Source organism: Ruegeria sp. P10, assembly GCF_056534925.1.
In genome coordinates this window covers 283,126-309,180 of the sequence record NZ_JBQERJ010000005.1, presented here as the reverse complement: position 1 = coordinate 309,180, position 26,055 = coordinate 283,126, and the positions used below count along the sequence as shown (strand labels likewise).

Sequence of the window (26,055 nt, the reverse complement as noted above, 5' to 3'; positions counted from 1 at the left end):
CTTCAGTTCGAGTTCAGGCTGGAAGCCAGTGTATTCGCCGCATCGACGGCGGCGACCCGTGTTTTGGCCGCCTGTTCCCAATCGGACATTGCAGCCTGTGCCGCTTCGGGAAGTGATTTCAGTTCGCTCAAGGCTTTGGCCAGGTCTCCGTCCGCAAGCGCAGCCTGTGCCCGTGACAGGATGGCATCTGGTCCATCCCCTTCCTGTGGCGTGACCGAGCGTGCACCCGTTTGACGTTGCAGGAATGCGATCAGGCCGGTGCCCTTGTCGGCTTCACGGGCTTGGGCCAGCGCGGTTCGGGCCGCAGGCGCGAAACTATCGCGCAGAGAAGAGAGTGTTTCAACACCCTTCTCAGCCGGCCCGGACAGGGCATCCGGTACATCCACACCGCCTGCTTTCAGTTCTGCAACCAGATCGGAATAGGGTTGACCCGCATCCAGTTGCCCATGCAAGCGGGACAGAACAGCGGCATTGGCCGCAGCCTGCGCATCGGCTGTTGCTTTCGCCTCCAGCGCCTGAGCGTCGGAAACCATTTTTTCAACCTCGGCCCGTTGCGAGGCCAGAGAGTCCTGAAGCTTCTTCAGCTCAGCTTCGAAGGCGGCCATGGATTCGGGCGACACGCTGGATTCGATCGGGGTTTTCTCAAGCGTCGCAATGCGCTCTGACAATGGTCCGATCTGGCCTGACAGCGTATCCACTGTGGAATTGATCGCGCTCAGGTCACTTTCCACGGGTGTCAATTTGTCGGACAGCGCTTTGACCTGATCCGTCAAACCAGCAACATCCGGACTGTTTGCAAGCGCCTGAGACAGCTTGGCAATTTGGTCGGACTGGTCTGCCAGTTTGGATTCCAACGCTGCCAAGGTATCCGAGCTGTCCGAGCCAGTTGACAACAACCCGCCATTGCCCAGCGCAAACCCGACGGCGGCAGCGATGGCACCGCCCAGCAAAGCGGGAACAAATCCGCCACGCTTTTCAACGACACGCTCGACCACTTTTTCTTCGACCAGGGCAGTATCTTCAGTCGACGCTTCGGCTTCGGCTTCGGCTTCGGCTTCGGCTTCGGCTTCGGCTTCGGCTTCGGCTTCGGCTTCGGCTTCGGCTTCGGCTTCGGCTTCGGCTTCGGAAAGTTCTTCTTCTACGGCCTCAGTCGGGTCAACAGGTGTATCTTCCTGTTGCAGTTCGGGTTCGACGACGTCATCTGCCTTGGGGGTTTCCACCGGCTTTTCTTCGGACTTTTTCTTACCAGCCACCGCAATATTCCCCTTATCGAATCCAAATTCAGATGAATAACAGCCCCACTCAAGTTAATCGGGGACCGCGCCGCCCTCAACCCGCAACGCATGTTTCACAAGCTTTTTGACAGCCTTACGCATTTTCTTTGGTGTCGGCTTCTTTGCGATCTTCAGGCGCGCATAGTCCAATGAATAAAGGGGATCCGCCGTGGCCTGACTGATTGCGGCCAACCACAAAGGCGCGGATCCGGTCCAAATATCGGCAAAATGTCGCGCCGTTCTTGGTGAAAAAAGCGGTGCGATTACCGGCGAATCCAGAGCTGCCACCCGGGTCGCTTCGGATGTTAGCGGCAACAGCAATTGCTGGTAGACTGGCAGTTCCCCCACGGTCAAGCCGGATTCGGTCAGTCGACCGGCAACATTGCCGCGCGTGTTCTCACCCCTCAAATGCAACAGCGGGCTTTTGGGCCTCCGCTTCAGCAGATGTCCCACCAGTTCTTCCGCCGTGGCCCCGACCATTTCGGCCTGCCAGCCGCAACCCTTCGCTGTGCTGGTCGTTGTCGGTCCGACGCAGAAGGCGGGCAGGTTGCGGTCCACACCTTTCAGGGCCGCCGCGTTCACCGCATTGGCCGACGTGAAAATCAATCCCTGCACACCCTCGGTCTCAACCTCGACCGGCAGCGGCCGGATTTCCATGATCGGAGAATAGATGACCTGAACCCGGGATTTGGTGCGGGTCGGCAGCTGCGCGACGAACCGTTCAGAGGCAGCGCGCGGGCGGGTCATCAACAAATACAACGTGCGGCCCCTTGGCCCTTCAGGATTGTTTGCATCCGCGCAGGGTGATACCCCGCCGTTAGATCATGATGCAACGGATCAGGGTGATGGTGCAAACACTTACCGTACTGGGATTGGAAAGCAGCTGCGACGATACCGCCGCGGCCATCGTGCGCCAAACGACGGGCGCCAAGGCCGAAATCCTGTCATCCGTGGTGCATGGCCAAACCGAACTGCACAGTCCTTTTGGTGGCGTCGTGCCCGAGATCGCGGCCCGGGCGCATGCGGAAAAGCTGGATGTCTGCGTTCTGCAAGCGCTGGACACCGCTGGTCTTTCCCTGAAGGACGTGGACGCCGTTGCGGTCACCGCCGGGCCGGGTCTGATCGGAGGGGTCATGTCAGGCGTCATGTGCGCCAAGGGGATCAGTGCGGCAACCGGTCTGCCGCTGGTAGGTGTCAATCACCTTGCTGGTCACGCGTTGACACCACGACTGACGGACAACATTGCCTTCCCCTACCTGATGCTTCTGGTGTCTGGCGGCCACTGCCAATTCCTGATCGCCCACGGGCCCGAACATTTTACCCGCCTTGGCGGCACCATCGACGATGCACCAGGCGAGGCCTTCGACAAAACCGCCCGCCTTCTGGGCCTGCCGCAACCTGGTGGCCCTTCCGTCGAAGCCGAGGCGCGCGCCGGTGATCCCAAACGCTTTCGATTTCCCAGGCCGCTTCTGGACCGACCCGGTTGCGATCTGTCCTTTTCGGGATTGAAAACGGCCTTGATGCGGATGCGCGACCAGATCGTGAACGAAAAGGGTGGCTTGACGCGCCAGGACCGCGCAGATCTGTGCGCTGGATTCCAGCAGGCGATTGTGGACACGTTGGCCGAAAAGACCCGGCGAGCGATTGATCTGTATCTGGAAACCTCTCCGTCTGAACCCGTGATTGCCGTTGCCGGAGGGGTTGCCGCGAATTCGGCCATTCGGTCTGCATTAGAGTCTGTTTGTGCTGAAAAGAACACCAGATTCACCGCCCCCCCGTTGGCGTTGTGCACGGACAACGCGGCGATGATAGCCTATGCTGGCCTGGAACGCTTTCGTACCGGCGCGCGGGACGGGCTAAACCTGACCGCCCGCCCTCGCTGGCCTCTGGATCAGCACAGCCCGGCCATGCTGGGCGGCGGCAAGAAAGGGGCCAAGGCATGAGCGTATCCATTCTGGGCTCCGGTGCGTTTGGCACTGCTCTGGCTATCTCACTGGCAGGCAACGGGCCAGTGACACTGTGGTCAAGAAACGCCGATCAGGCGCAGCAGATACGCGAGACGCGCGAAAATGCAACCCGGCTGCCCAACATAACCTTGCCCAAGGGCATCACCGTGACCGCGGATATCGCCGAGGCGCTCAGGGCTGACACGCTTTTGTTAGCCGTCCCAATGCAGAAATTGCGCAGCGCTTTGCAGGATCACGCCCCGGCCCTGCGCGGCAAGACTCTGGTGGCCTGCTGCAAGGGAATTGAACTGACCTCGGGGCTTGGACCTGTCGCGGTCATCAAAGAGGGCGTGCCGGACGCCCGCGTCGCGCTGCTGACCGGGCCCAGTTTTGCAGATGACATTGCACATGGCCTGCCCACCGCTTTGACGCTGGCTTGCGAGGATACGGAACTAGGCCAGGCGCTTCAGGCCGAACTGACGACAGCGAACCTGCGCCTCTATCGCACCACAGACACGATCGGCGCTGAACTTGGCGGCGCACTGAAGAATGTCATGGCCATTGGCTGCGGTGCCGCCATCGGCGCAGGTCTGGGAGACAGCGCCCGGGCGGCCTTGATGACCCGCGGGTTTGCTGAGATGCAGCGCTTTGCCGCGATGCGCGGCGCGCGCCCAGACACCCTGATGGGTTTGTCCGGACTGGGGGATCTTGTGCTGACCTGCTCTTCCGAACTGTCCCGAAACTATCGTTTTGGCCTTAGTTTGGGTCTGAATCGACCCTTTGACAGCCAAACAACGGTTGAAGGCGTCGCCACCGCTCGTGCCATGTCGGACATTGCCGCCAGGGAGGGGCTGGATATGCCCATCAGCGCCACGGTGGCGGACCTGAGCCATGGCGCCTACAGTGTCACCGAAGCCATTCAAAACCTGCTAAATCGACCCCTCAAGGAGGAATAACATGCTGATCGCCCTCATCGCTCGTGACAAACCAGACGCGTTGCAAACCCGATTGGACAACCGCTCGGCCCACCTGGCCTATATCGAAGAAACCGGCGTCGTGTCACAGGCCGGACCGTTGCTGAACGGTGACGCCATGATCGGTTCATTGATAATCCTCGATGTGGAGGACCTGGCCGCAGCACAATCATGGGCCGACGGCGACCCTTACGCAAAGGCAGGATTGTTCCAATCGGTTGAGCTGATCCCGTGGAAAAAGGTGATCGGTTGATGGCCTATTGGTTGTTCAAGTCAGAACCGTCGACCTGGAGTTGGGATCAGCAAGTCGCAAAGGGCGACGCGGGCGAGGAATGGGACGGAGTGCGCAATTATCAGGCGCGCAATTTCATGCGTCAGATGAAAGTTGGGGACCGGGGGTTCTTCTACCATTCGCAAAAGGACAAGTCCGTTGTTGGCATTGTCGAAGTCTGTGCCGAGGCCCATCCCGACAGCACCACCGATGATGAACGGTGGGAGTGTGTCGACATCAAAGCCGTGCGGCCCTTTTCCAAACCCGTAACGCTGGACCAGATCAAGGCGGACGAGCGTCTGGCCAACATGGTGCTGGTGAAGAATTCTCGCTTGTCGGTGCAACCCGTGACCGAGGATGACTGGCGGGTGATTTGCATGCTGGGTGAAACCCAGCCTGATTGAACGGGAAAATGGCGCCGGGCGCAGAACTTCTCAAACCCCTGGCAAGATGCTATCTTTCCTTGGGCTTTGCCGGGTGAGATCATGTCGGTCGCGGTTTTGTGCGATCGAAATTGCCGGGTGGTGTTCGAATAAAGATCGGTCTTTCTTGAAAGCAAAAACCCATGTCTGACGACGAAGGCGGCAATGGGATATTCGAAGACGCCGTTGCTGCGAAGAATTCAAAAAACTGGGAAGCGCGCCTGAAAGAGGCGCGTGAAAAGCGTGCCAGACTGCTCAGCGGGGCGCAGGGTGAAGCGCAGGAAAAGCCCACCCTGAAACCTTCCGAGACAGAGCACCTGCCCCGGCCAGACGAAACCAAAATCGAAGAGATCGTATCAGACCGGGTCCGTTCCCTGCATTTGGAAGAACCAAAAACCAGGAAAAAACCCTTGGTCAGAGCAGGTATTATTCTGGCCGCCTTGGTTTGCGGCGCGATCCTGCAATGGGCGGTCACACATATTGCCGGAACTTGGCGCTCCACCGGTGGAAGGCCACCAGCCAGCCTGGATGCGGCGACTGAAACTCTTCCTGAAATCGAGGAGCTGCTTTCAGACAGAGCGCCCACCGTCAGAATCGCTGAGTCACCGGCCCCACGAGACACACAAGCAGCCGAGGACCTCGCCGATTCAGCGTCTTCCGAAGTCGCGCCCGTTTCCACCCCCGCAACCATCGAAGAGGCCGAGGGTGCGATCACAGGCGCATCTCTCGACCAGAGCGTCTCGGTTGAGGCGCTCGTGACGCCACCCGTTCCTGCCGAAGGCATTTCGGCTGCGGATGACCAAGACAGGGTGGAACCAAGACCCCCAACCCCAGAAGCGGAACCGGTCGTGTCTTTGTCCCCGCCAGCCATATTCATTCCGCCACAGCTCGAACCCATCTTGGCCACCGCTTCTTCTGCGGATTTTCAAACCCTGTTTCCAGCTTCTGCCGAACCTCCGTGGCGCCACACCAACCGGTCGAACAAAGACAGCTTTTCGCAGACGTCCTTGATGGTTTTGGACCCTGTCCAGCAAGAGATCACTTTTTCTGCAGCCCCGTCTTATGCAGAGGTTAAACCGCTTTCGCCCGCACAATCCCCCATTGATCTGGAAGTCTCGCTTTTTGTTCCCTTGAGAGTGTCACAAGACGCCAGCAGCCGGGCTTTGGAACTGCTTACACAGGGCCGCGCGACGGTTGTGTCAACAGACCGCGTGGGTTTTCGGGTCAGAGAAACACAGGTTCGTTTCTACCATCCAAGCGACGCTGAAAACGCGGCGCTGGCAGCTGATGCTCTTGGCGGAATATTGAGGGACTTCACGAATTCGGGCAGCAAGACCCGTCCGGGGCGGATAGAAGTCTACTTGGCAGGCAGCGGTGGCGCGTCATCCAGGAATTCGGACCCAAGGCCCACGGCATTCGACAATTTCATTGCGCGTATTCTTGGCGAACTCAGATAAGAAACGAGGGAAGGCTCTGACGATACAGAACCTTCCCTACCCCCGCGTGCTCCCTACTCACCACACGCGTATGGAAATATCTGGTTCTGACCGTCCTGGTCACAGGTTGAACTTAGCGCAACCGCACCCTTGGTTTCAAATGCCAAGTCTTTAAATTGAAACTCAAATTAAGTACGCCCGCCAGAATCTCGGCGGGCGCTTGGCAGAATCGACCGGGTCAGCTGTAAACGGATTCTTTTCCGAAATGCTTGGTCAAAATATAATAGACAACGGCACGGTACTTGTTGCGCTCGGACATGCCATAGGTTTCCATGGCTTTGTTGATCCCTTCCATCAGCTCGGGGCCATCTGCCAGACCCAGCTTTTTGATCAGGAAGTTGTTCTTGACGGTTTCCAGTTCCGAGTCCTGGCTGGCCGCGACAGTTGCCGCATCTGCGTCATAGATCGCCGGACCACAACCGATGGTGACCTTGGTCAGCAGGTCCATATCGGGGTCCATCCCGCATTTGGTTTTCAGGTCTTCTGCGTATTTGGCGATCAGCTCGTCGCGCTTGCCCATATCCTAGTCTCCTTGATCCGTTTACCCGGCACCTTTTACCGATGATCGAAAGACTAGCCGCGTCGCAGGCTTTTCCAAAAGGAAAAAAATTTGCGATTTCTCCCCCTTGGTCGCAGCCTGCACGTTTCTTGCTGAAAAGCCTAGCGGCAATAGCCCCACCCCGGGCCTTGCAAGTGGAAATGATCCGCGTGCAAACGATTGAAATCGGGTCCAAGAACCACGCGAAACCAACCGCAGGCCCCGCGCCAGATCCGTCGAAAAAAGGCGCCTTCCGGTCCGGAGCCCTGCCAGTTTGACAACAAGGTCAGCGTCCGACCGTCAACGGTATCCACACCGACGATATCTATCGAATCCGCGCGGGCATGGCTGCTCCACCCACCGTTTTCACCCTGCGCGGTGCGTATGGGGCGGCAATTGTAACTGCCGATATGGCGCAATCGGGAAACGTTGGACCCAAGCAGATCGCGTGCGGCGGGCTGCACGACGTGGTATTCCCACATGGTCAGGCGCAAAGCCGTGGCGCAACTGGTTTCAACATCCTCGATCCCTGATGTCACCAATTTGGTCAGACGACCCCGACCAGCGATGCCGCAATTCTGATCGACAACCAGGTCCGCCATCGCCTCAAACCGAACACCTGCGTCTTCCAGAGCGGCCCGGCACTGTGCTTCGCTCGCCAATGCGCGGTTCAGTTGGAGCTTGGTGACGGGTGTGATCGGGGCGGTTACCTTCAGATCACGCAACGGGTTCCAATGTGACGGTATCGGCGTTTCGGGATGCGCCAACACCCACCAGACACCACCGCCCAAAAGGATCACAACAACCGCCAGCCTGAAAAAGAAAGACGCCGCCAGGTACAAATACCGGCGGCGCCCAGATTTCTGCGTCATACCCAAACTGCGATCAGTAGCGGTAGTGTTCCGGCTTGTACGGACCTTCCGGTTTGACACCGATGTACGCGGCCTGATCCGCATCCATCTGCGTCAGCTTCACGCCGATGCGATCCAGATGCAGGCGGGCCACTTTCTCATCCAGATGCTTGGGCAGGATGTAGACCTTGTTCTCGTACTGGTCACCCTTGGTGAACAGCTCGATCTGGGCCAGAACCTGGTTGGTGAACGAGGCCGACATCACGAAGGACGGGTGCCCGGTGGCATTGCCCAGGTTCAGCAGACGGCCTTCGGACAAAAGGATGATGCGGTTGCCCGAGGGCATCTCGATCATGTCCACCTGTTCCTTGATGTTGGTCCATTTGTGGTTTTTCAGGCTGGCCACCTGAATTTCGTTGTCGAAGTGGCCGATGTTGCCGACGATGGCCATGTCCTTCATCTCGCGCATATGCTCGATGCGGATCACGTCTTTGTTGCCGGTGGTTGTGATGAAGATATCCGCGGTGGCAACTTCGTCTTCCAGCAGGGTCACTTCGAACCCGTCCATCGCGGCTTGCAGGGCGCAGATCGGGTCGACTTCGGTGACTTTCACACGGGCACCAGCACCGCGCAACGACGCGGCCGAGCCTTTGCCCACATCACCGTAACCGCAGACCACTGCAACCTTGCCGGCCATCATCGTGTCGGTGGCGCGGCGGATACCGTCGACCAGCGATTCCTTGCAGCCGTATTTGTTGTCGAATTTCGACTTGGTGACGCTGTCATTCACGTTGATCGCCGGGAACGGCAGATGCCCTTCCTTGACCAGCTGATACAGGCGGTTCACACCAGTGGTGGTTTCCTCGGAAACACCCTTGATCTGATCCCGCATCTTTGTGAACCAGCCCGGGCTTGCCGCCATACGCTTGGCGATCTGCTTCTTGATCACCTCTTCCTCTTCCGAACCCGGAACAGGGATGATGTCCTCACCCGCTTCGGCACGGGCACCCAGCAGGATGTACAGCGTCGCGTCGCCGCCATCATCCAGGATCATGTTCGGGCCTTCCTCGAACAGGAAGGATTTGTCCAGATAATCCCAGTGCTCTTCCAGTGTCTGGCCCTTGACGGCGAAGACGGGAATACCCGCCTCGGCAATCGCGGCGGCGGCGTGGTCCTGGGTCGAGAAGATGTTGCACGACGCCCAGCGCACATCCGCACCCAGCGCCACCAGCGTTTCTATCAGAACGCCCGTCTGGATGGTCATGTGCAACGACCCGACGATACGCGCCCCTTTCAACGGCTTGCTGTCGCCGTATTCCGCGCGCAGGGACATCAGGCCCGGCATCTCGGTTTCGGCTATGTCCAGCTCTTTGCGGCCAAAGCCAGCCAATGAAATGTCTTTAACGATATAGTCCCCGGCCATCAGGTGCTCCATTTTCCGGTAAATCACAGTCCCGGCTGCCCCTAGCATTCCTTGGGGCAGGTGGCAACTTTGAAGACTGTGATCGGAAACGATATGGCCAATATCAGCTTGGTGTGCCTTCAATTTCGATCTTTGGTATCGCTTCAAAAAAATCGGTGCCAACGGCAACAATACAGCTGATACCGTTCGCATTGGTTACCAAAACGGTATAACTTCCCGTTTCTTTCGAGGTCCAAACCTCCATCACCGATTGCGCGCCGCGTGTTTTTTGCAGGCCGCCAAAGGCCAATTCCTCGGCATAATTCTCCTGCAATCTGGATATGATGTGATCCCGTGCCGCACAATTCTGGGCAAAGGCAGGCGGCGCGGTGGCGGCCATTCCGAAGGTCAGTGCGATTGCGAATAAACGTTTGAACATAGGGTGCTCCTTTCGATACGTGTTTCAGTTCGAGAGGGGCACACTGGGAGGAGAATGCACCCCCCTCAGTCTTTAATGTCGGGATCATACCGCGCCGTTTCAAAGCACGAACGCTCAAGAAAATGTTGGCAGCGTGTGATCCAGACAGGTACATCATACCATAAAAACGCGAATTGAACGTGTCCAACTTCACAAGGCATGGCAGAATGGCAACACAACCCAGAGCGTGGCAAAGGATGCTGTCGGGTCGCAGGCTGGACCTGCTGGACCCGACACCGGTGGATATCGAGATTGAAGACATCGCACACGGCCTTGCCTTTGTCGCTCGTTGGAACGGTCAGACAAACGGCGATTTCGCTTATTCCGTGGCCGAACATTCCCTGCTGGTTGAAGAGATTTTTGGCCGTATTGCCCCAAAAACACCCATGAAATGGCGTTTGGCGGCCCTGTTACATGACGCGCCCGAATATGTGATCGGCGATATGATCTCACCCGTGAAATCCGCCGTCGGCCCAGATTATGGCGCGTTGGACGACCGGCTGGCGGCAGCAATCCATATACGGTTTGGACTTCCGGCTGAGGTGCCGAAAACGGTGAAGCGCCAGATCAAGAAGGCCGACAAGATCAGCGCCTGGATGGAGGCGACACAGATTGCCGGGTTTTCCGAGGCCGAAGCCACGAAATTCTTTGGTCGCCCGGAGAGGGGGATCATGGCGGGTTTACAGATCAGGCTGCGCCCCCCGGTCGAGGTGCGGCACGCCTTTACGGCGCGGCACGCAGAATTGATCGCTCAGATCTGAGAGGCGCTTTCCGAATGCGGTGAGTGGTACGGGGGAACTGGTGGAAGAAAGATGAAAACAAAGACCGGAACCCGAGTTTTGCTTGTCGTCAACGTCGTGCTGACTTTTGGTCTTGCGGCGGCGTTGGTCGAAACCGGGTGTGTCTCGAAGGCGCTCAGAAAAATCTCGGGCACATATGTCCCGGTCACGGAAACCGATCACTACAAGCTCATGGTCTGGCTGCACGAGCGGCCGATTTCTCAGGCGCTCGCCTCACCGGATATTCAGATCGCTTTCATCGGCGATTCCATAATCGAAGGGTGGTTGACCAGCAACGTCCTGCCCAACGCGCTGAACCTTGGGATCAGCCGCGACACCACCCCGGGCCTGATCGCAAGAGCAAAACCGGAACTGATTGCCCATGTCCCGACATGGTATCTGGGAATCGGGGTCAATGACGCTCTGACGGCCACACCGCCAGAGAAGATTGCAGGCTATGTCGCACAGTTGAAGGCCCTGTTCATGCCTGCTGACAGGTTGATCTGGCGTGCTGTGTTGCCCGTCACCGGTGCAAACTGGACCGCGGAACAAGAGGCGTTTCGAACGGCCTTCAATTCGGCTGCACAACAGGCCTGTCAGGATATGGCGAACTGCACGTTTCTGACCCCGCCGGACGGGTTCGCCGAAAAAACCGCCGACTGGACATCGGACGGGTTGCATCCCAACGCAATCGGATATCGTCAGCTGGCGCGGCAGCTCTGCGCAGAAATCTCCTGCTCACCCTGAAGCTACTGAATGGGTACGGTCAGCTCCGCTGCCCGCAGACCTGTCTGAAACTTAGGCAGGGTTTGTGTTCGCCCTGTTTCAGCCAAAGACGTAGAAGCACAGTTTGTTGCCATCCGGGTCACGCACATAGGCACCATAGAACCTGTCGGGCACTCGTTGACCAGGTTCGCCTTCGTCCACCGCACCCAGGCTGATTGCCTTGTCATACAGTTCCTTGACCTCATCCTTGGAGTCGGCTGCAAAGGCGACCATGTTGCCATTTCCGGCGGCGCAGACATTGCCGTCGTAGGGCTCGCACACCGCCAGCATCGGCGCGTCGGGTTTGTTGCCGATGAACGCGATCCGGCCTGCGTCTATAACCACTTTCGCGCCCTTGTCCGCGAAAAGCTTGGTATAGAAGTCCTTGGCGCGCGCCATGTCCGAAACGCCAACGGTTACATATCCGATCATAAAGTGGTCCTGTTCTGACAAAAGATTCCAGATGTGCCGAACAGTCCTCGACAGGGTCCAAGGTTACAAGTCACTAAACCGTCATCGAGCGGCCGGCAGACCTAACGCGGGCTGCGTTTCGCCAGTATCCGCTGCAACGTCCGCCGATGCATATTCAACCGTCGCGCGGTTTCGGAGACATTCCGGTCACACAGCTCATAGACGCGCTGTATATGTTCCCAGCGCACACGGTCCGCGCTCATGGGGTTTTCCGGCGGCGGGGGCATCTCGTCACCCTTTGCCAGCAATGCGTTCGTGATGTCGGTGGCATCCGCAGGCTTTGACAAATAGTCGGTCGCGCCGATCTTGACTGCCGCGACGGCGGTCGCGATCGCACCATATCCGGTCAGAACAACAACACGGCTGTCGGGGCGTTTTTCCCGCAATACCTCGACAACGTCCAATCCGTTGCCATCCTCCAACCGCAGATCGACGACGGCATAAGCCGGGGGCCGGGCGGTGGATATCGCGCGCCCTGCCGCGACGGATCCTGCTGTCTCAACCTCGAAGCCACGCTTTTCCATGGCCTTGGCCAAACGTCTCAGAAACGGCTCGTCATCATCAACCAAAAGCAGGGATTTGTCAGGGCCGATGTCAAGCTGAGAAGTGTCTGCCATATGTTAGGTCTTTCGCTATTTCATGCCTTTGGCTCGAACATGAGTAATAGCAGCGCGGGAACAAAGGTCAAACAACCTTGTTACGACGCGGCCTGTTCCAGGAAGCATTCAACCTTGTCCGCCATCTGTTCGGCCGTGTCTTCGCGCTTGAAGAACTCCAGAAATCCATTTTCGGGTGTAACCAGATACGTAAAGGTGGAATGGTCAACCAGATAGAATTCGTCGCCTTTGTCATGCGCTTTGTAATAGGTCTTGTAGGCCTTGCTGGCCGCCTTGACCTGTTCGGGCGAGCCGGTCAGGGCGATCGTCTTGCCCCCGAGATTGAAAGCATAGTCGGCCATGACTTCGGGCGTATCGCGATCCGGGTCAATCGAGATGAACAAAGGTGTCACCGACAGCCCGCGTTCAGCCAGAATATCGACAGCCTCGGCGTTGCGGGACATGTCGAACGGGCAAACGTCCGGGCAGAACGTGTATCCGAAGTAAACCAGCGTCGGTTCGGTAATCACATCTTTGTCCGTAACCGTCTCGCCTTTACCGTTCACCAGTTCAAATGGTCCACCAATTGCGGCGGCACCCCCGGCGATCTGGCTGGACCGACATTGTGCAAACTTGTCATCGGACCCGCCACCCCGTGTCAGAATCCACATGGCCCCAAGTCCGATAGCCAGAACAAGAGTTGCGAGAATTGCGAGAAGGCGGGTCATTTCGATTATCCGGTCTCAGGGGGTTGTTGATCGTTCCGGCCGGGACACCTATCAAGATGACCAGCCGATGCAACAGGACATAAGCGACCGATGGCAGAATCCAATCAGACTTTTTGGCGCGGCCAGGAACGCAGCAGCTGGATTCGCCTGCGAACCCTGATCCTTTTGCGGTGGGTGGCCATCATCGGCCAGCTCACCGCAATCACGGTGGCCCAGCGATACTATGACGTGCAGCTAGAACTGGGCCTGTGCTACCTGGCCATCGGAATCTCGGTCATGGGCAACCTGACCGCCATTTTGCTGTTTCCGCAAAACAAGCGCCTGACCGAGTTTGAAAACTTCCTGATGGTTCTGTTCGACCTGCTGCAATTGTCAATTCTGCTCTATTTGACCGGCGGGCTGAACAATCCGTTTGCGCTGCTTCTGCTGGGCCCGGTCACGATTTCAGCCAATGTCATGAGCACACGATCAACCCTGATTGTCGGCGCCGTCGCAATCGTTCTGACAACTGTGCTGGCGGAATTTCACCTTCCGTTGCGGACAAGTCTGGGGCTTGTTCTGGATATCCCCGATATCCTTCTGTTTGGAAACTGGGCCGCGATCATCATCGCCATCGTCTTCATCGGCGCCTATTCCCACCGCGTCAGTTCCGAAGTCCAATCCATGTCCGAAGCGCTGGCCGCCACGCATATGGCGCTGGCGCGCGAACAGAAGCTGACCGATCTGGGCGGCGTCGTCGCCGCTGCCGCGCATGAACTAGGCACGCCTCTGGCGACGATAAAACTGACCAGCGCGGAACTGATCGAAGAACTGGACGACCGTCCGGACCTGAAAGATGACGCCGCTTTGATCCGCGAGCAGGCAGACCGTTGCCGTGACATTCTGCGCGACATGGGGCGGGCGGGCAAAGATGATCTGCACCTGCGGCAGGCACCGCTTTCGACAGTGGTGAACGAAGCGGCCGAACCACATGTCGGTCGCGGCAAAGAGGTTCATTTCTCTGAAGGCCCCGCGCAAGACGGGGATGTTCAGCAGCCCTCGATCCTGCGCAAACCCGAGATCATTCACGGTTTGCGCAACCTGATTCAGAATGCCGTGGATTTCGCCCGCGCAAATGTCTGGGTCGAGGCCGAATGGACCGACAGCAGGATCACCGTCAGCATCATGGATGACGGGCGGGGATATCCGCCCCACATGATCGGACGCATCGGGGATCCGTTTATGCGCCGAAGACGGGCAGAATCCGATCAGAGAGCACGCCCGGAATACGAAGGGATGGGCCTGGGATTGTTCATCGCCAAAACCCTGCTGGAACGCAGCGGCGCCGAACTGGAATTCGCCAATGGTTCGGACCCCTACCAGCATCTGACCGACAATCCTGAACGGCGCGGGGCAATCGTCAAGGTGACCTGGCCACGCAAACTGATCGATGCACAGAAGGGTGACACCCCGGTCCCGTCGGGATCCAACACGCGCATCCAGGTGTGAATTAAGAGACCGTTAACCAATCCCACGCATAGTCTGTCCTTGTATCGTTCAGGCTTGGGGAATTTGATGGCCGATTGGATTATTCTGGCCGCGATCAGTCTTGTTTCGTGCTGTTTCGCCGTTCTGTGGCTGTTGCCACGCCGGGCTCAGCGCGACAAGGCTTTTGGTTTGTTTTCGAACACCTCGCTGTTTGATGCCGTATTCCTTTTCGATGGCAACCAACTGATCAGCCATTCTGATTTCGCACTGGCCGGGTTTGAGCATATTGAAAGCTGGCTGGACCTGCGGCGCTTGTTGCAAAGGGATTTCCCCACCTTTCCCGAAACTTCCGACAAAGTGCGCGATCAGGGCAAAATCTTGGTATCGGCCATTGACTGCACGATTGAACGAGAAGTCGTGTGTGAGTGGATCGACGGTATCGTCCGCGTTCGACTTTGCGAATGCGCCAGGACCTCCTCGGCCGGATCGGTTACCCTAGGCGAACCGACTCGTCTGGCAATGGATCTGGCCCCTTACCCTGTATGGTTGGCGGATAACGACAATCGGGTGCAATGGTGCAATGCCGCCTATGTCGCACTTGTTCAAAAGGCGCGTGATCAGGACGCCGATCTGACTGCGCCGCTTTTTGAAAGCCCGGAGGATGCCACAAGACCTACCGGAAAAACCCGCGTGTCGGTGGATGTTGCAGATACTGATCGCAAGCTTTGGTTCGATTTGACTCGGATCGAACACGAGAACGGTCATCTATGCTATGCCGTTGACGTCAACGCGATTGTCGAGGCGGAAACCGCCCAGCGCAAATTCGTGCAGACCATGACCAAGACCTTTGCCCAATTGTCCATTGGTCTCGCCATTTTTGACCGCAATCGGCAACTGGCCCTGTTCAACCCGGCCCTGATCGATCTGACCACGTTGCCGCCCGATTTCCTCAGTTGCCGCCCCAGCCTGAGCAGTTTCTTCGACCGCTTGCGGGATCAACACATGATGCCCGAACCGAAGAATTACCGCAGCTGGCGGCGTCAGATGAACGACCTTCTCGAAGCGGCTGAAGATGGAAACTACCACGAGACGTGGTCGCTGCCATCCGGATCGGTCTATTCCGTCAGCGGCCGCCCTCACCCGGACGGCGCAGTGGCGTTTCTATTCGAGGATATCACAGCCGAAATCACCCTGACGCGGCGCTTTCGATCAGAAATGGATCTGATGCAGTCCATCCTGGACAAACTGGCGGACGCGATTGCCGTCTTTGCAGATGACGGTACGCTGGCCTTCACCAACTATGCGTATCAAAAGCTGTGGGGAGACGCGCACGAGGTCGGGTTCCAAAGCGAAACGGTCACCGATGTCACGCGACGCTGGCAAGACCTTTGTATTGCGACGCCGGTTTTGGGTGAGGTGCGGGATTTTGTCGAAATGCGGGAAAACCGCGCCGAATGGACAGCTGAAATCCAGATGAGAACCGGCATAACCGTGGATTGCACCGTCACACCGGTTCATAACGGCGCGACAATCGTGCGGTTTACGCAATCCGAGTTTCCCTCGAAATCCACCGCGATGGAACAGATCAGCGCCTGAACCGGGTTGCAGCCGGTCAGGCGCAAGGCCATTGTGGCGGCATGACACAGACCGCCCGATCTCTGACTTTCAAATCGCCCGAAGAAACCGCAGTTTTCGCACGCCAACTGGGAACATCACTGCGCCCGGGCGATGTTGTTCTGCTGGAGGGCCCGATCGGCAGCGGCAAGACGCATTTCGCGCGCAACCTCATTCAGTCATTGATGGCAGAACCCGAAGATGTGCCCTCGCCAACTTTCACTTTGGTCCAGGCTTACGACACGCCATCAGGGGAAATATGGCATTGCGACCTGTATCGTCTGAGCGCGGCCGAAGAAGTTGACGAACTGGGCCTGACGGACGCTTTCGATACCGCAATCTGCCTTGTGGAATGGCCGGACAAGCTGGGCCCGTCGGCGCCCCAAGGTGCGTTGACGTTGACCTTTGAAACAGACCCTAACAATATCGATTTCCGCTGTGTGACCCTGTCTTGGACTGCTCCGAAATGGGCGGAAAAACTGGAGAGAACTGCATGACCAACAGGACGGTCCTGGCCGAGGCCCTGATTGCACAAACACCCTGGGCCGGAGCAACACGTACGCCACTGGCAGGCGATGCCTCGAACCGCCGATACGAACGGCTGATTGATCCAACCGACGGGCGCACTGCGGTTTTGATGGACGCGCCACCTGAAAAAAGTGATAATGTTGAACCCTTTGTGCGGGTCGCCGAATACCTCCGATCGGTTGGTCTGAGCGCGCCGGAAATCTACGCCGAAGATGCCCAGTACGGTTTTCTGTTGCTGGAAGATCTGGGTGATGACCTTTTTGCGCGCGTCCTGAAAAAAGACCCGGGCAAAGAGCGCGAATTGTACCGCGCCGCCACCGACGTGCTGCTCCACCTGCATCGGGCGCCTTCTCTTGCCTTGCCGTCTTATGATCCGTCCCTGATGACGGAACTGGCGGCATTGGCTTTCACCAAGTATGCGGCCGGTATCCTGGGAATATGTGATGAAGACGCCCTGTCCCGGTTCGAGCACCGGTTCGCGGATATCCTGCATCGTGAAACATCCGGTTCGAAAGTGGTCATTCTCAGGGATTATCACGCAGAAAACCTGTTGTGGCTGCCGCAGCGCGAAGGCGTGAAGCGCGTCGGGTTGCTGGACTTTCAGTTGGCCATGCTGGGGCACCCGGCCTACGATCTGGTGTCTCTGCTACAGGATGTACGCCGAGATGTCTCGGCCGGGATCGAAATGCAGATGATCAACCACTATATCTCCGCGTCAGGTATGGACGACCATGAATTCCGCACGGCCTACAGTGTTTTGGGGGCCCAGAGAAACCTGCGTATCCTTGGCGTCTTCGCACGTCTGGCGACGGAATATGGCAAGCCTCACTATGTGGACATGATCCCGGCCGTCTGGGCACATCTGATGCGCGATCTGGATCACCCTGCCCTGGTTTCGGTGGCGTCCCTGCTGCACGAAGCTTTGCCCAGACCCACACCGGAAAACCTGGCCAAGTTGAGAACGCAATGACCGGATCGCCATTTGCCGTAATGCTGTTCGCAGCTGGGTTCGGCACCCGTATGGGCGCGCTGACCAAAGACCGGCCCAAGCCATTGATCGAAGTGGCGGGGCGACCACTGATTGATCATGCGCTGGGTCTTGTCGAAGATCTTGATCCCGTCCGTACCGTTGCCAACCTGCATTATCACGCTGATCAACTCGCGGCGCATCTCGGCCCCAAGGGCGTTCTGCTGTCTCGGGAAGACCCTGAAATTCTGGAAACAGGTGGCGGATTGCGGGCAGCTTTGCCGATGCTGGGCACCGACCCCGTATTCACGTTGAACACGGACGCGATCTGGTCCGGACCAAACCCTTTGACCCTGTTGCAGCACGCCTGGGACCCGGGTCGTATGGATGCGCTGCTGATGTGTGTTCCAGTTGCGCGAACCGTTGGTCATATTGGATCGGGTGATTTCACCGCTGGAAAAGATGGACGGATCACGCGCGGTCCTGGTCTGGTTTACGGCGGGGCCCAGATCCTCAGGGCCCAGGGTTTGCATTCGTTCTCGCAAACTGCGTTTTCACTCAACCTGCTCTGGAACCAGATGCTTGATCAAGGTCGGCTTTTTGCGGTCGAATACCCGGGACGCTGGTGCGATGTAGGTCGTCCGGAAGGCATCGCGCTGGCCGAGGGTTTGCTGGCTGATGTTTGAATCCGGCACCTTACCCCGTGTATTTGCCGTGCCTCCCGGCACGGATTTCCCCAAGGCATTGGTCGATGGCCTGCGGCAGCGCTGTTCGGGCCCGCCCGACGCTTTGGCGCGGGTAGAGTTGGTGCTGAACACACGACGCATGGAACGGCGCGTCCGCGATCTGTTCAATCAGGGGCCACCTTGCCTTCTGCCCCGTCTCTCGTTGGTGACGGACTTGGGTGAAAGGGTTGATCTGGCGCGGATCCCGCCTGCTATCCCGCCTCTGCGGCGGCGTCTTGAGTTGACTCAGCTTGTGTCCAAACTGCTGGAGCAACAGCCGGACCTTGCCGCCCGGTCATCGATCTTTGACCTGTCCGACAGTCTGGCCGCGCTGATTGACGAAATGCAGGGCGAAGGCGTATCGCCCGAAGCGATCCGGCAGCTGGACGTCAGCGACATGTCCGGACACTGGTCGCGGGCACAAGCCTTTATCGGCATCGCGGATAAATTCATCGACACCGGCAGGCAGACGATGGATGCACAGGCCCGCCAGCGCCGCGTGGTCGAAAACCTGATCACGCGATGGCAGATTGCCCCCCCGCAACACCCGGTCATTCTGGCGGGCTCTACCGGGTCCCGTGGCACCACCCTGATGTTGATGGAAGCCATCGCGCGCCTGCCGCAAGGGGCATTGGTGCTGCCCGGATTTGATTTCGACCAGCCGGATCACATTTGGCAGGGGTTGGATGATGCGTTGACGTCTGAAGATCACCCACAATACCGTTTCCGCAAGTTGATGCGCGCGCTGGAACTTGCACCGGGTCAGATCACCCCATGGACGGACTTATCGGCCCCCTCAACCTCGCGTAACCGCTTGATATCACTATCTTTACGTCCGGCGCCCGTCACTGACGCCTGGATGACCGAAGGCCCCGGACTGTCCGATATAAAAGGCGCAACCGACGGCCTGACGCTGGTCGAGGCTCAATCGCCTCGCGCCGAGGCATTGGCCATCGCCCTGCGCCTGCGGCAAGCGGCGGAAACAGAACAGACCGCCGCTCTGATCACGCCGGATCGCATGTTGACACGCCAGGTCAGCGCCGCGCTGGATCGGTGGAACATCGTGCCGGACGACAGTGCGGGCCTGCCGCTACAACTTTCCCCGCCGGGACGTTTTCTGCGCCATGTGGCCAACCTGTTCACACGCCGTCTGGAAGGCGAGGCGCTGCTGACCCTTTTGAAGCATCCGCTATGTCATGACGGCGGTGACCGCGGAATTCATTTGTTACACACGCGTGACCTGGAACTTGACCTGCGCCGTCACGGCCCGCCCTTTCCTGACAGTGCAAGCCTTGCGGCTTTTGCGGTGCGTAAAGAGGCCCAGGAAAGCTGGGTGAAATGGGTCGTGCAGCATTTCTGCGACCAGCAGATCACCAGTGAACTACACCTCGCAGACTGGGTGGAGCGTTTGATGACACTGGCCGAGGCGATCTCGGCCGGCAGCACGGGTGAAACAGGTACTCTGTGGGACAAAAACGCAGGCCAAAAGGCGCTGGAGGTGCTGAGTTCTCTCAGTGCAGAGGCGCAGCATGGCGGCCTGATGACGGCCCATGACTTTGCCGATCTGCTGGGTGCTCTGCTTGCGGGTGAAGAGGTTCGTGACCGGGATGCGCCGCATCCGCACATCATGATCTGGGGCACGCTCGAGGCACGGGTGCAGGGCGCCGACCTGCTGATCCTTGGCGGGTTGAATGAAGGAAGCTGGCCAGAGGCGCCAACACCCGATCCCTGGCTGAACCGGCAGATGCGTGACAAAGCCGGCTTGTTGCTGCCCGAACGCCGGATCGGCCTGTCTGCGCATGACTTCCAGCAGGCCATCGGCGCACCCGAAGTATGGTTGTCCCGCGCGATCCGCTCGGATGATGCCGAGACGGTTCCGTCGCGCTGGCTGAACCGACTGACCAACCTTTTGCAGGGTTTGCCGGGTCAGGGTGGCCCCGAAGCTCTGGCCAAAATGCGCGCTCACGGCGAAAAATGGTTGAACTGGTCCGAGGCACTGGAAGATGCGCCGCCGATCGACCCCGCACCGCGTCCTTCTCCGCGCCCACCGGCCGCCGCACGTCCGCGCCGTCTGTCTGTGACCGAGATAAAGAGGCTGATCCGCGATCCATACGCGATATACGCCAAACATGTGCTTCGGCTGAAACCGCTAGATCCGCTTGTACAGGCCCCCGATGCCTTGCTGAGAGGCATTGTGATTCACGAAATCCTCGAGCGTTTCATCAAGGACAGCGTCCTCGACAGCGCTTTGCTGACGCGGGACAATTTCCTGAAACGGGCGCATGCTCTGTTGGATCAACACGTTGCCTGGCCGACGGCCCGTAAACTGTGGTTGGCCCGGCTTGAGCGGATCGCGGATGATTTCCTCGGGGCAGAGCTCGCGCGCCGGAAGGATAGTGGCCCCGTGGCGTTTGAGGCGGTGATGAAACTGGCGCTGCGCCCCCTGGATTTCACCATTGTCGGGCGCGCGGACAGAATCGATTGCAACAGCCGGGGCGCGTTGCGCATCATCGACTATAAAACCGGCGCACCACCGACGGAAAGCCAGCAATCCAAATTTGACAAGCAGTTGCTGATCGAGGCGGCCATGGCCGAGCAGGGCGGGATTGAGGGCCTTGACCCGACAAGCGTGGCCGAAGCCATCTTCATCGGTATGGGTGGCAGCTATAAGGAGGTTGCGGCGCCCCTGGCGAAAGAACCGACCGACAAGGTTCTTGCCGAACTGAAAGAGTTGATTTCCGCCTATTTAGAGCCTGATCAGGGGTTTTCGTCCCGGCGCATGCTGCACAAGGATACGGATATGGGTGATTATGATCACCTGGCGCGGTTCGGCGAATGGGACCGGACATCGGAAACATACCCCGAGGATCTGACATGAGCCCGCGCAACGACGCAACCGAACGGCAGGTACAGGCCGCGCGCCCCGATGCCTCGACCTGGCTGGCGGCCAACGCCGGGTCCGGCAAAACCCGGGTTCTGACCGACCGTGTGGCGCGTCTGCTGCTGGGCGGGGTCCAGCCTCAGCACATTCTGTGCCTGACCTACACCAAGGCCGCCGCCAGCGAGATGCAGAACAGGTTGTTCAAGCGCCTTGGCAAATGGGCCATGCTGGATGATACCCCCTTGTTGGTGGAGCTGACCGACCTTGGTGTACCCGGCGAAATCGGCTCGGACCGGTTGGCGCAAGCACGCACCCTGTTTGCCCGCGCCATCGAAACGCCGGGTGGTCTGAAAATCCAGACCATCCACTCGTTCTGCGCGTCATTGTTGCGACGCTTTCCGCTGGAGGCTGGCGTTAGCCCGCAGTTCACCGAAATGGAAGACCGCGCAGCAGCCTTGCTGCAAGAGGAAATTGTCGAGGATTTCGCCGCGGGCCCGCAGGCCGGGTTGATTGAAGATGTGGCCCGGTTCGTCACGGACACGGGGTTTGATAAACTGACCGCTGCGATCACGCAAAAACGCAGTCTTTTTGCGCAGCCGCTCGAATGGTCCGATCTGCTGCAACGCTTCGGTCTGCCCGCCGGTTTTGACGAAACAGCGCTGCTTGCCCGGGTTTTTCTTGGTGGCGAAGTCGAACTCATCCAGTCCATACTGCCCGCTTTGACCGAAAGCGGAGGCAACAATGCCAAGGCCGCTGCAAAACTGGCCGCATTCAACGAAGCCAGATTGATACATCTACCCATGTTGGAAAGCGTGTTTCTGACAGGGAAGGGCGCAAAGGAACCCTTCACGGCCAAACTCAACGCTTTTCCCACCAAACCCCTGCGCGAAGGTGTGTTGGCCGACCGGATGCCGCAGCTCGAGGCCTTCATGCTGCGGATCGAAGCCGCACGAGAACAGCGTCTGGCGCTGGTCGCGGCGCAGAAAACCGCGGTTCTGCACCGCTTTGCCGCAGCCTTCCTGCCGGAATATGAACGGCGCAAGCAATTGCGCGGCTGGCTGGATTTCGACGACCTGATCCTGCGCGCGCGGCAGGTGTTGAACGATCCGGCAGTGGCCGAATGGGTGCTGTACCGACTGGACGGTGGCATCGATCATATTCTTGTGGACGAAGCGCAGGACACCAGCCCCGATCAATGGGACGTGATCGAGAAACTGGCACAGGAATTCACCAGCGGGGAAGGGGCCCGATCCGGGGTCGAGCGCACGATCTTCGTCGTCGGCGACAAGAAACAATCGATCTATTCCTTTCAGGGCGCCGATCCACAGGCCTTTGACAGAATGCAGGAAGAGTTTGGCCGGAAACTGGCTGAATCAGGCTCTAAACTGTGGGATTCGACGTTGGAATACTCGTTCCGATCCTCCAGCGCGATCCTGACCGTGGTCGATATCCTGTTTGATAACCGCTCTGATGCGGGGTTTCACAAGGACAGTCAGCACCGTGCTTTCAAGGCCGATCTGCCGGGTCGTGTTGATCTTTGGCCCGTTGTCGAAAAAGTTGCGGATGCCGAAGACGGGGATTGGACCGATCCGGTCGATCGTCCGGGCGCACGGCATCACACCGTCATTCTGGCCGAGAAAGTTGCACAGTCGATCAAAGACATGATCGAACGGGACGAGACGATCCCGGAAGATGGCAAATCCGGCCGATTCGTTCGTCGAAAAGTGCAGCCGGGGGATTTTCTGATCCTCGTGCAACGCCGCTCGGACCTGTTTGCCGAGATCATCCGTGCCTGCAAGGCGCTGCACCTGCCCATCGCCGGAGCAGATCGGCTGAAAGTGGGCGCTGAACTGGCGGTCAAGGATCTTGCGGCCCTGCTCAGCTTTCTGGCCACGCCCGAAGACAGCCTGTCTCTGGCGACGGTTCTCAAGTCCCCCTTGTTCGGATGGTCCGAACAGCAGCTTTTCGATCTGGCGCACCGTCGGAAGGAACAGTTCCTTTGGGCCGCACTGCGCAACCGCGCGGAAGAGTTTCCGGAAACACTGTCTGTGCTGAATGATCTGCGCAGCCAGATCGACTTTCTGCGCCCCTATGATCTGATCGAACGTATCCTGACCCGCCATGACGGACGGCGCAAGCTGTTGGGGCGGTTGGGGGCGGAAGCCGAAGACGGTATCAACGCGCTGTTGTCGCAGGCGCTGGCCTATGAGCGAACGGATATCCCCAGCCTAACGGGATTTCTGGTCTGGATGCAGACCGACGATCTGGAGATCAAACGACAGATGAGCGGCGTCGGCAACAGAATCCGGGTGATGACCGTTCATGGTTCAAAAGGGTTGGAGGCGCCGATCGTCATCCTGCCGGATACCGGCAAGCGCCAGCCTCCGCGTGACGCAGAGATCATGCTGGCCGGCGGAACACCCTTGTGGAAAGTGTCGGCGGACGCATCACCAAACCTGATCTCGCAGGCGCGGGAAGAGGCGCGCAGCCGTGAGGAAAACGAACGGCTTCGGCTGCTATATGTGGCTCTGACACGAGCGGAAAAGTGGCTGATCGTGGCGGCGGCAGGTGATTTGGGGAAAGACGGCAACAGCTGGTATCAGATGGTCGAGGCGGCGATGGATCGGGCCGGGGCCGCTCAGGTGCCGGGTACCGATATCCGCCGTCTGTCCCACGGGGATTGGGACGCGCTGCCCTTGATCGATCAACCGAACACTGTCGTTCAGCAGGTCGAATTGCCGGACATGTTCCAACATCCGGCACCGGATCCGGTTGCGCCTGCCGTCACGCTCAGCCCTTCGGATCTGGGTGGCCCTAAAGCGTTGCCCGGCGATGCCGGCCTGGATGAAGATGCGGCCAAACTGCGCGGAACCCGCCTGCACCTGTTGCTGGAACACCTTCCCGTCGCCGAGAAAGACCTTTGGCCAGAGCTTTGCGCGCGGTTGCTGCCCGATATGCACGAAACGGACCAGCAAGAGATATTGAGCGAAGCCGTAACTGTGCTGACAGCGGAAGGTTTGCAGCCCGTCTTCGCGCCTGACACGTTGGCCGAAGTGCCCATTACAGCCGCTCTGAACGGGCAGCGGATGCATGGGTTTGTTGATCGTCTGATCCTATCAGAATCGGAAGTGCATGTGATTGATTTCAAATCAAATGCCACCGTTCCAGACCGCGCGGAAGACTGCCCCGAAGGCCTGTTGCGACAGATGGGGGCATACGCGCAGGCGCTGGCGCAGATCTATCCGGATCGCAGCATTCGTACCGCCATTCTGTGGACCCGCACGGCGCGCCTGATGTGGTTGCCACACGATCTTGTGACAGATGCTTTGGCCCGCACCCGGATATCTTGACCTTACCCGATGCGGCACATACGTTCTGTTCCCAAGTTTACCCCATTCAGGAGACAGAATATGTCGACCGTAGCCGTAACCGACGACACCTTTGACGCCGAAGTCAAGAATTCGACCGTTCCCGTGGTCGTGGATTTCTGGGCCGAATGGTGCGGCCCCTGCAAGCAAATCGGCCCTGCGCTGGAAGAGCTGGCGGCCGAGTATGGCGACAAGGTCAAAATCGCCAAGGTCGATGTGGACAGCAACCCGAACTCAGCCGCCGCCATGGGCGTGCGTGGCATCCCCGCGCTGTTCATCTTCAAGGACGGTCAGGTCGTTTCCAACCGCGCGGGCGCGGCGCCCAAAGCCGCCCTGCAAAGCTGGATCGACGAATCCATCTGATCTGGTCCTAACAGATTATCTCGAAGGCGCCTCTGATCGGGGCGCCTTTTCTATTGAAGACATCGGAGACACCAATGGCAAAAACGCGCGTCCTTGTGGAATTCGGGATGGGCACATCCCTGCGCCGGATGGACTATACCCAGGCGTCACTGCGGGCGATCAAGGATGCGCTTTGGCACAACTCGGTCAACATGGCGGAACTGTTCGGGTTTCCGAAAGAGGCGATGATCATTGATGCCGAAATTGGGGTTCAGCAGCCGGATCAGGTGGACACCGAAGCGTTGAAAGCTGTCTTTCCCTATGGTCATCCGAATATCACTGTCACCCAAGGCGGGCTGGACATCGCAAAGCCCCACAGTGACGGGCACACGGTCATCGCCAACGCTGCCCTGATCGTTTCCTTCGACATAGAGCCCACACAATGAGTGAAAAACGCATCATTCTGGAGATGGGAACAGGTAACGACCTGTATGGCCGGGACTATACCAAGGCAGCCCGCCGCGCGGTGCAGGACGCTTTGCACCATTCATCTATCACGTTGTTTTCAAAACTGGGGATCGACCATTCCGAAATGCGCGTCAGCGTCACGATCGGCGTGCAGGATCCTGAACAGGTGGATTGCGATCTGGTTGCCTCGGATCTGCCGCGGGGCAGGGCCGAGGTTCGCGCAGTCAAAGGTGGGCTTGACGTTGTCGACGAAGAAGCGGGAACGCGGCACGTGGTAGCAACTGCGGCGATCGAGGCTTTTCTGCCTGATCTTTCCGGAAAATACGTTCAGGGCTAAAAAAAGAAAAAGCCGCTCGGAAATCCGTGCGGCTGTCATGAATTGGCGATCTGCGGGAACATCAGAAATCGGCGATGTCTGCGCGGCTCAGGCCGATATCGTCAAGCTGGGCGTCGCTGAGTTCCGACAGGAGTTTGCGGGTTTTGCGGGATTCTTTCCATTCGACAACGGTGTTGACGACATTGGTGAACGCGTCCACTACGTGCAGGATGGTAGCTGCTCCGAGCGGCGCATGAATGTTAGCTGTGGTTGCCATGTGCGCGGTCCTTAGTGAAGAAACAGCCGACCCGTTGTCGGTTGTGAGCCTCATGTAGTCCTGCATGCCCGGACTCACAATTGCTGGTCCGGTAACCCCGGAATGCGTTTT

The 26,055-nt window shown here is 58.5% G+C and carries 27 protein-coding genes; 17 read left to right on the top strand and 10 right to left on the bottom strand.

Annotation, left to right across the window (positions count from 1 at the left end):
* Positions 1-2: 2 nt before the first annotated feature.
* Together ACR0FB_RS11160 and ACR0FB_RS11155 are read right to left on the bottom strand one after the other, a co-directional pair.
* On the bottom strand, positions 3-1,253 hold the full coding sequence (locus tag ACR0FB_RS11160) for a COG4223 family protein (RefSeq protein ID WP_480620651.1): 1,251 nt from the start codon (positions 1,251-1,253) through the stop codon (positions 3-5).
* 54 nt (positions 1,254-1,307) lie between these two features.
* A complete protein-coding gene (locus tag ACR0FB_RS11155; RefSeq protein ID WP_480491632.1) occupies positions 1,308-2,033 on the bottom strand; it encodes a uroporphyrinogen-III synthase in 726 nt (241 codons plus the stop codon).
* 86 nt (positions 2,034-2,119) lie between these two features.
* Between ACR0FB_RS11155 and tsaD the strand changes: the two genes are divergently transcribed.
* From tsaD to ACR0FB_RS11130, 5 genes are all read left to right on the top strand, one after another.
* The gene (tsaD, locus tag ACR0FB_RS11150) at positions 2,120-3,217 is read left to right on the top strand and encodes a tRNA (adenosine(37)-N6)-threonylcarbamoyltransferase complex transferase subunit TsaD (RefSeq protein WP_480620649.1); all 1,098 of its coding nucleotides are present in this window, start codon (positions 2,120-2,122) and stop codon (positions 3,215-3,217) included.
* On the top strand, positions 3,214-4,176 hold the full coding sequence (locus ACR0FB_RS11145; protein WP_480620647.1) for an NAD(P)H-dependent glycerol-3-phosphate dehydrogenase: 963 nt from the start codon (positions 3,214-3,216) through the stop codon (positions 4,174-4,176). The genes tsaD and ACR0FB_RS11145 overlap by 4 nt, the downstream gene beginning before the upstream one ends.
* Position 4,177: 1 nt before the next feature.
* Entirely contained in the window at positions 4,178-4,447 is a 270-nt protein-coding gene (locus ACR0FB_RS11140) for a YciI family protein (protein WP_171116638.1), read from the top strand.
* The gene (locus ACR0FB_RS11135; RefSeq protein ID WP_171723979.1) at positions 4,447-4,869 is read left to right on the top strand and encodes an EVE domain-containing protein; all 423 of its coding nucleotides are present in this window, start codon (positions 4,447-4,449) and stop codon (positions 4,867-4,869) included. The genes ACR0FB_RS11140 and ACR0FB_RS11135 overlap by 1 nt, the downstream gene beginning before the upstream one ends.
* Before the next feature lie 161 nt (positions 4,870-5,030).
* Positions 5,031-6,344 carry a hypothetical protein gene (locus ACR0FB_RS11130; protein WP_480620646.1) on the top strand — a complete coding sequence of 438 codons (1,314 nt, stop codon included), beginning with the start codon at positions 5,031-5,033 and terminating at the stop codon, positions 6,342-6,344.
* A gap of 217 nt (positions 6,345-6,561) precedes the next feature.
* On the opposite strand, the gene ACR0FB_RS11125 is transcribed toward ACR0FB_RS11130, so the two are convergent.
* From ACR0FB_RS11125 to ACR0FB_RS11110, 4 genes are all read right to left on the bottom strand, one after another.
* Complete coding sequence (locus ACR0FB_RS11125) at positions 6,562-6,903, bottom strand: DUF2853 family protein (RefSeq protein ID WP_171171577.1); 342 nt, start codon at positions 6,901-6,903, stop codon at positions 6,562-6,564.
* Between the two features lie 140 nt (positions 6,904-7,043).
* Positions 7,044-7,793 carry an extensin-like domain-containing protein gene (locus tag ACR0FB_RS11120; protein WP_480620644.1) on the bottom strand — a complete coding sequence of 250 codons (750 nt, stop codon included), beginning with the start codon at positions 7,791-7,793 and terminating at the stop codon, positions 7,044-7,046.
* 13 nt (positions 7,794-7,806) lie between these two features.
* A complete protein-coding gene (ahcY, locus tag ACR0FB_RS11115) occupies positions 7,807-9,195 on the bottom strand; it encodes an adenosylhomocysteinase (protein WP_171116646.1) in 1,389 nt (462 codons plus the stop codon).
* Between the two features lie 103 nt (positions 9,196-9,298).
* Positions 9,299-9,613, bottom strand: a complete 315-nt coding sequence (locus ACR0FB_RS11110) for a hypothetical protein (RefSeq protein WP_171635301.1) — start codon at positions 9,611-9,613, stop codon at positions 9,299-9,301.
* A gap of 206 nt (positions 9,614-9,819) precedes the next feature.
* Between ACR0FB_RS11110 and ACR0FB_RS11105 the strand changes: the two genes are divergently transcribed.
* Together ACR0FB_RS11105 and ACR0FB_RS11100 are read left to right on the top strand one after the other, a co-directional pair.
* On the top strand, positions 9,820-10,413 hold the full coding sequence (locus ACR0FB_RS11105; RefSeq protein WP_171635303.1) for an HD domain-containing protein: 594 nt from the start codon (positions 9,820-9,822) through the stop codon (positions 10,411-10,413).
* A 51-nt stretch (positions 10,414-10,464) separates the two neighbouring features.
* Positions 10,465-11,178 carry an SGNH/GDSL hydrolase family protein gene (locus ACR0FB_RS11100; protein ID WP_480620642.1) on the top strand — a complete coding sequence of 238 codons (714 nt, stop codon included), beginning with the start codon at positions 10,465-10,467 and terminating at the stop codon, positions 11,176-11,178.
* Positions 11,179-11,256: 78 nt separating this feature from the next.
* Here the strand turns inward: ACR0FB_RS11100 and ACR0FB_RS11095 are convergent, their stop codons facing one another.
* The 3 genes from ACR0FB_RS11095 to ACR0FB_RS11085 all read right to left on the bottom strand — a co-directional run bounded on the left by ACR0FB_RS11095 (position 11,257) and on the right by ACR0FB_RS11085 (position 12,991).
* Positions 11,257-11,628, bottom strand: a complete 372-nt coding sequence (locus ACR0FB_RS11095) for a VOC family protein (RefSeq protein WP_171635307.1) — start codon at positions 11,626-11,628, stop codon at positions 11,257-11,259.
* A gap of 101 nt (positions 11,629-11,729) precedes the next feature.
* Positions 11,730-12,284, bottom strand: coding sequence for an ActR/PrrA/RegA family redox response regulator transcription factor (locus ACR0FB_RS11090; RefSeq protein WP_152459641.1), 555 nt, complete (start codon positions 12,282-12,284; stop codon positions 11,730-11,732).
* 80 nt (positions 12,285-12,364) lie between these two features.
* On the bottom strand, positions 12,365-12,991 hold the full coding sequence (locus ACR0FB_RS11085; RefSeq protein ID WP_480491641.1) for an SCO family protein: 627 nt from the start codon (positions 12,989-12,991) through the stop codon (positions 12,365-12,367).
* A gap of 90 nt (positions 12,992-13,081) precedes the next feature.
* On the opposite strand from ACR0FB_RS11085, the gene regB reads away from it, so the two are divergent.
* From regB to ACR0FB_RS11035, 10 genes are all read left to right on the top strand, one after another.
* Complete coding sequence (regB, locus tag ACR0FB_RS11080; protein WP_171635312.1) at positions 13,082-14,479, top strand: sensor histidine kinase RegB; 1,398 nt, start codon at positions 13,082-13,084, stop codon at positions 14,477-14,479.
* Positions 14,480-14,545: 66 nt separating this feature from the next.
* Positions 14,546-16,054, top strand: a complete 1,509-nt coding sequence (locus tag ACR0FB_RS11075; protein WP_480620640.1) for a PAS-domain containing protein — start codon at positions 14,546-14,548, stop codon at positions 16,052-16,054.
* 41 nt (positions 16,055-16,095) lie between these two features.
* Positions 16,096-16,569, top strand: coding sequence for a tRNA (adenosine(37)-N6)-threonylcarbamoyltransferase complex ATPase subunit type 1 TsaE (gene tsaE, locus ACR0FB_RS11070; RefSeq protein ID WP_480620638.1), 474 nt, complete (start codon positions 16,096-16,098; stop codon positions 16,567-16,569).
* On the top strand, positions 16,566-17,570 hold the full coding sequence (locus tag ACR0FB_RS11065) for an aminoglycoside phosphotransferase family protein (RefSeq protein WP_480620637.1): 1,005 nt from the start codon (positions 16,566-16,568) through the stop codon (positions 17,568-17,570). Before tsaE ends, ACR0FB_RS11065 begins: the two co-directional genes overlap by 4 nt.
* Positions 17,567-18,253: a nucleotidyltransferase family protein gene (locus ACR0FB_RS11060; protein ID WP_171723988.1), complete on the top strand. Its 687-nt coding sequence runs from the start codon at positions 17,567-17,569 to the stop codon at positions 18,251-18,253. Before ACR0FB_RS11065 ends, ACR0FB_RS11060 begins: the two co-directional genes overlap by 4 nt.
* On the top strand, positions 18,246-21,170 hold the full coding sequence (addB, locus tag ACR0FB_RS11055; RefSeq protein ID WP_480620635.1) for a double-strand break repair protein AddB: 2,925 nt from the start codon (positions 18,246-18,248) through the stop codon (positions 21,168-21,170). The genes ACR0FB_RS11060 and addB overlap by 8 nt, the downstream gene beginning before the upstream one ends.
* Positions 21,167-24,523 carry a double-strand break repair helicase AddA gene (addA, locus tag ACR0FB_RS11050; RefSeq protein WP_480620633.1) on the top strand — a complete coding sequence of 1,119 codons (3,357 nt, stop codon included), beginning with the start codon at positions 21,167-21,169 and terminating at the stop codon, positions 24,521-24,523. Before addB ends, addA begins: the two co-directional genes overlap by 4 nt.
* Before the next feature lie 9 nt (positions 24,524-24,532).
* Positions 24,533-24,904, top strand: coding sequence for a thioredoxin (trxA, locus tag ACR0FB_RS11045; RefSeq protein WP_348539528.1), 372 nt, complete (start codon positions 24,533-24,535; stop codon positions 24,902-24,904).
* 74 nt (positions 24,905-24,978) lie between these two features.
* Positions 24,979-25,329, top strand: coding sequence for a Lin0512 family protein (locus tag ACR0FB_RS11040; protein WP_480620631.1), 351 nt, complete (start codon positions 24,979-24,981; stop codon positions 25,327-25,329).
* Positions 25,326-25,688: a Lin0512 family protein gene (locus ACR0FB_RS11035; protein WP_210093120.1), complete on the top strand. Its 363-nt coding sequence runs from the start codon at positions 25,326-25,328 to the stop codon at positions 25,686-25,688. Before ACR0FB_RS11040 ends, ACR0FB_RS11035 begins: the two co-directional genes overlap by 4 nt.
* A gap of 61 nt (positions 25,689-25,749) precedes the next feature.
* On the opposite strand, the gene ACR0FB_RS11030 is transcribed toward ACR0FB_RS11035, so the two are convergent.
* Positions 25,750-25,944 (bottom strand): DUF1127 domain-containing protein, encoded by a 195-nt coding sequence (locus ACR0FB_RS11030; protein ID WP_171635335.1) that lies wholly within the window; start codon positions 25,942-25,944, stop codon positions 25,750-25,752.
* Positions 25,945-26,055 lie beyond the last annotated feature (111 nt).

Excerpts from the sequence above, each read along its gene's own strand:
- ACR0FB_RS11085 (WP_480491641.1), bottom strand. The coding sequence starts at position 12,991 with ATGACCCGCCTTCTCGCAATTCTCGCAACTCTTGTTCTGGCTATCGGA.
- ACR0FB_RS11135 (WP_171723979.1), top strand. The coding sequence starts at position 4,447 with ATGGCCTATTGGTTGTTCAAGTCAGAACCGTCGACCTGGAGTTGGGAT.
- ACR0FB_RS11145 (WP_480620647.1), top strand. The coding sequence starts at position 3,214 with ATGAGCGTATCCATTCTGGGCTCCGGTGCGTTTGGCACTGCTCTGGCT.
- ACR0FB_RS11125 (WP_171171577.1), bottom strand. The coding sequence starts at position 6,903 with ATGGGCAAGCGCGACGAGCTGATCGCCAAATACGCAGAAGACCTGAAA.
- ACR0FB_RS11040 (WP_480620631.1), top strand. The coding sequence starts at position 24,979 with ATGGCAAAAACGCGCGTCCTTGTGGAATTCGGGATGGGCACATCCCTG.
- ACR0FB_RS11120 (WP_480620644.1), bottom strand. The coding sequence starts at position 7,793 with ATGACGCAGAAATCTGGGCGCCGCCGGTATTTGTACCTGGCGGCGTCT.
- tsaE (WP_480620638.1), top strand. The coding sequence starts at position 16,096 with ATGACACAGACCGCCCGATCTCTGACTTTCAAATCGCCCGAAGAAACC.
- ACR0FB_RS11090 (WP_152459641.1), bottom strand. The coding sequence starts at position 12,284 with ATGGCAGACACTTCTCAGCTTGACATCGGCCCTGACAAATCCCTGCTT.
- trxA (WP_348539528.1), top strand. The coding sequence starts at position 24,533 with ATGCGGCACATACGTTCTGTTCCCAAGTTTACCCCATTCAGGAGACAG.
- ACR0FB_RS11140 (WP_171116638.1), top strand. The coding sequence starts at position 4,178 with ATGCTGATCGCCCTCATCGCTCGTGACAAACCAGACGCGTTGCAAACC.
- tsaD (WP_480620649.1), top strand. The coding sequence starts at position 2,120 with ATGGTGCAAACACTTACCGTACTGGGATTGGAAAGCAGCTGCGACGAT.
- ACR0FB_RS11035 (WP_210093120.1), top strand. The coding sequence starts at position 25,326 with ATGAGTGAAAAACGCATCATTCTGGAGATGGGAACAGGTAACGACCTG.
- ACR0FB_RS11075 (WP_480620640.1), top strand. The coding sequence starts at position 14,546 with ATGGCCGATTGGATTATTCTGGCCGCGATCAGTCTTGTTTCGTGCTGT.
- ACR0FB_RS11100 (WP_480620642.1), top strand. The coding sequence starts at position 10,465 with ATGAAAACAAAGACCGGAACCCGAGTTTTGCTTGTCGTCAACGTCGTG.
- ACR0FB_RS11105 (WP_171635303.1), top strand. The coding sequence starts at position 9,820 with ATGGCAACACAACCCAGAGCGTGGCAAAGGATGCTGTCGGGTCGCAGG.
- regB (WP_171635312.1), top strand. The coding sequence starts at position 13,082 with ATGGCAGAATCCAATCAGACTTTTTGGCGCGGCCAGGAACGCAGCAGC.
- ACR0FB_RS11110 (WP_171635301.1), bottom strand. The coding sequence starts at position 9,613 with ATGTTCAAACGTTTATTCGCAATCGCACTGACCTTCGGAATGGCCGCC.
- ACR0FB_RS11065 (WP_480620637.1), top strand. The coding sequence starts at position 16,566 with ATGACCAACAGGACGGTCCTGGCCGAGGCCCTGATTGCACAAACACCC.
- ACR0FB_RS11095 (WP_171635307.1), bottom strand. The coding sequence starts at position 11,628 with ATGATCGGATATGTAACCGTTGGCGTTTCGGACATGGCGCGCGCCAAG.
- addB (WP_480620635.1), top strand. The coding sequence starts at position 18,246 with ATGTTTGAATCCGGCACCTTACCCCGTGTATTTGCCGTGCCTCCCGGC.
- ACR0FB_RS11130 (WP_480620646.1), top strand. The coding sequence starts at position 5,031 with ATGTCTGACGACGAAGGCGGCAATGGGATATTCGAAGACGCCGTTGCT.
- addA (WP_480620633.1), top strand. The coding sequence starts at position 21,167 with ATGAGCCCGCGCAACGACGCAACCGAACGGCAGGTACAGGCCGCGCGC.
- ahcY (WP_171116646.1), bottom strand. The coding sequence starts at position 9,195 with ATGGCCGGGGACTATATCGTTAAAGACATTTCATTGGCTGGCTTTGGC.
- ACR0FB_RS11030 (WP_171635335.1), bottom strand. The coding sequence starts at position 25,944 with ATGGCAACCACAGCTAACATTCATGCGCCGCTCGGAGCAGCTACCATC.
- ACR0FB_RS11060 (WP_171723988.1), top strand. The coding sequence starts at position 17,567 with ATGACCGGATCGCCATTTGCCGTAATGCTGTTCGCAGCTGGGTTCGGC.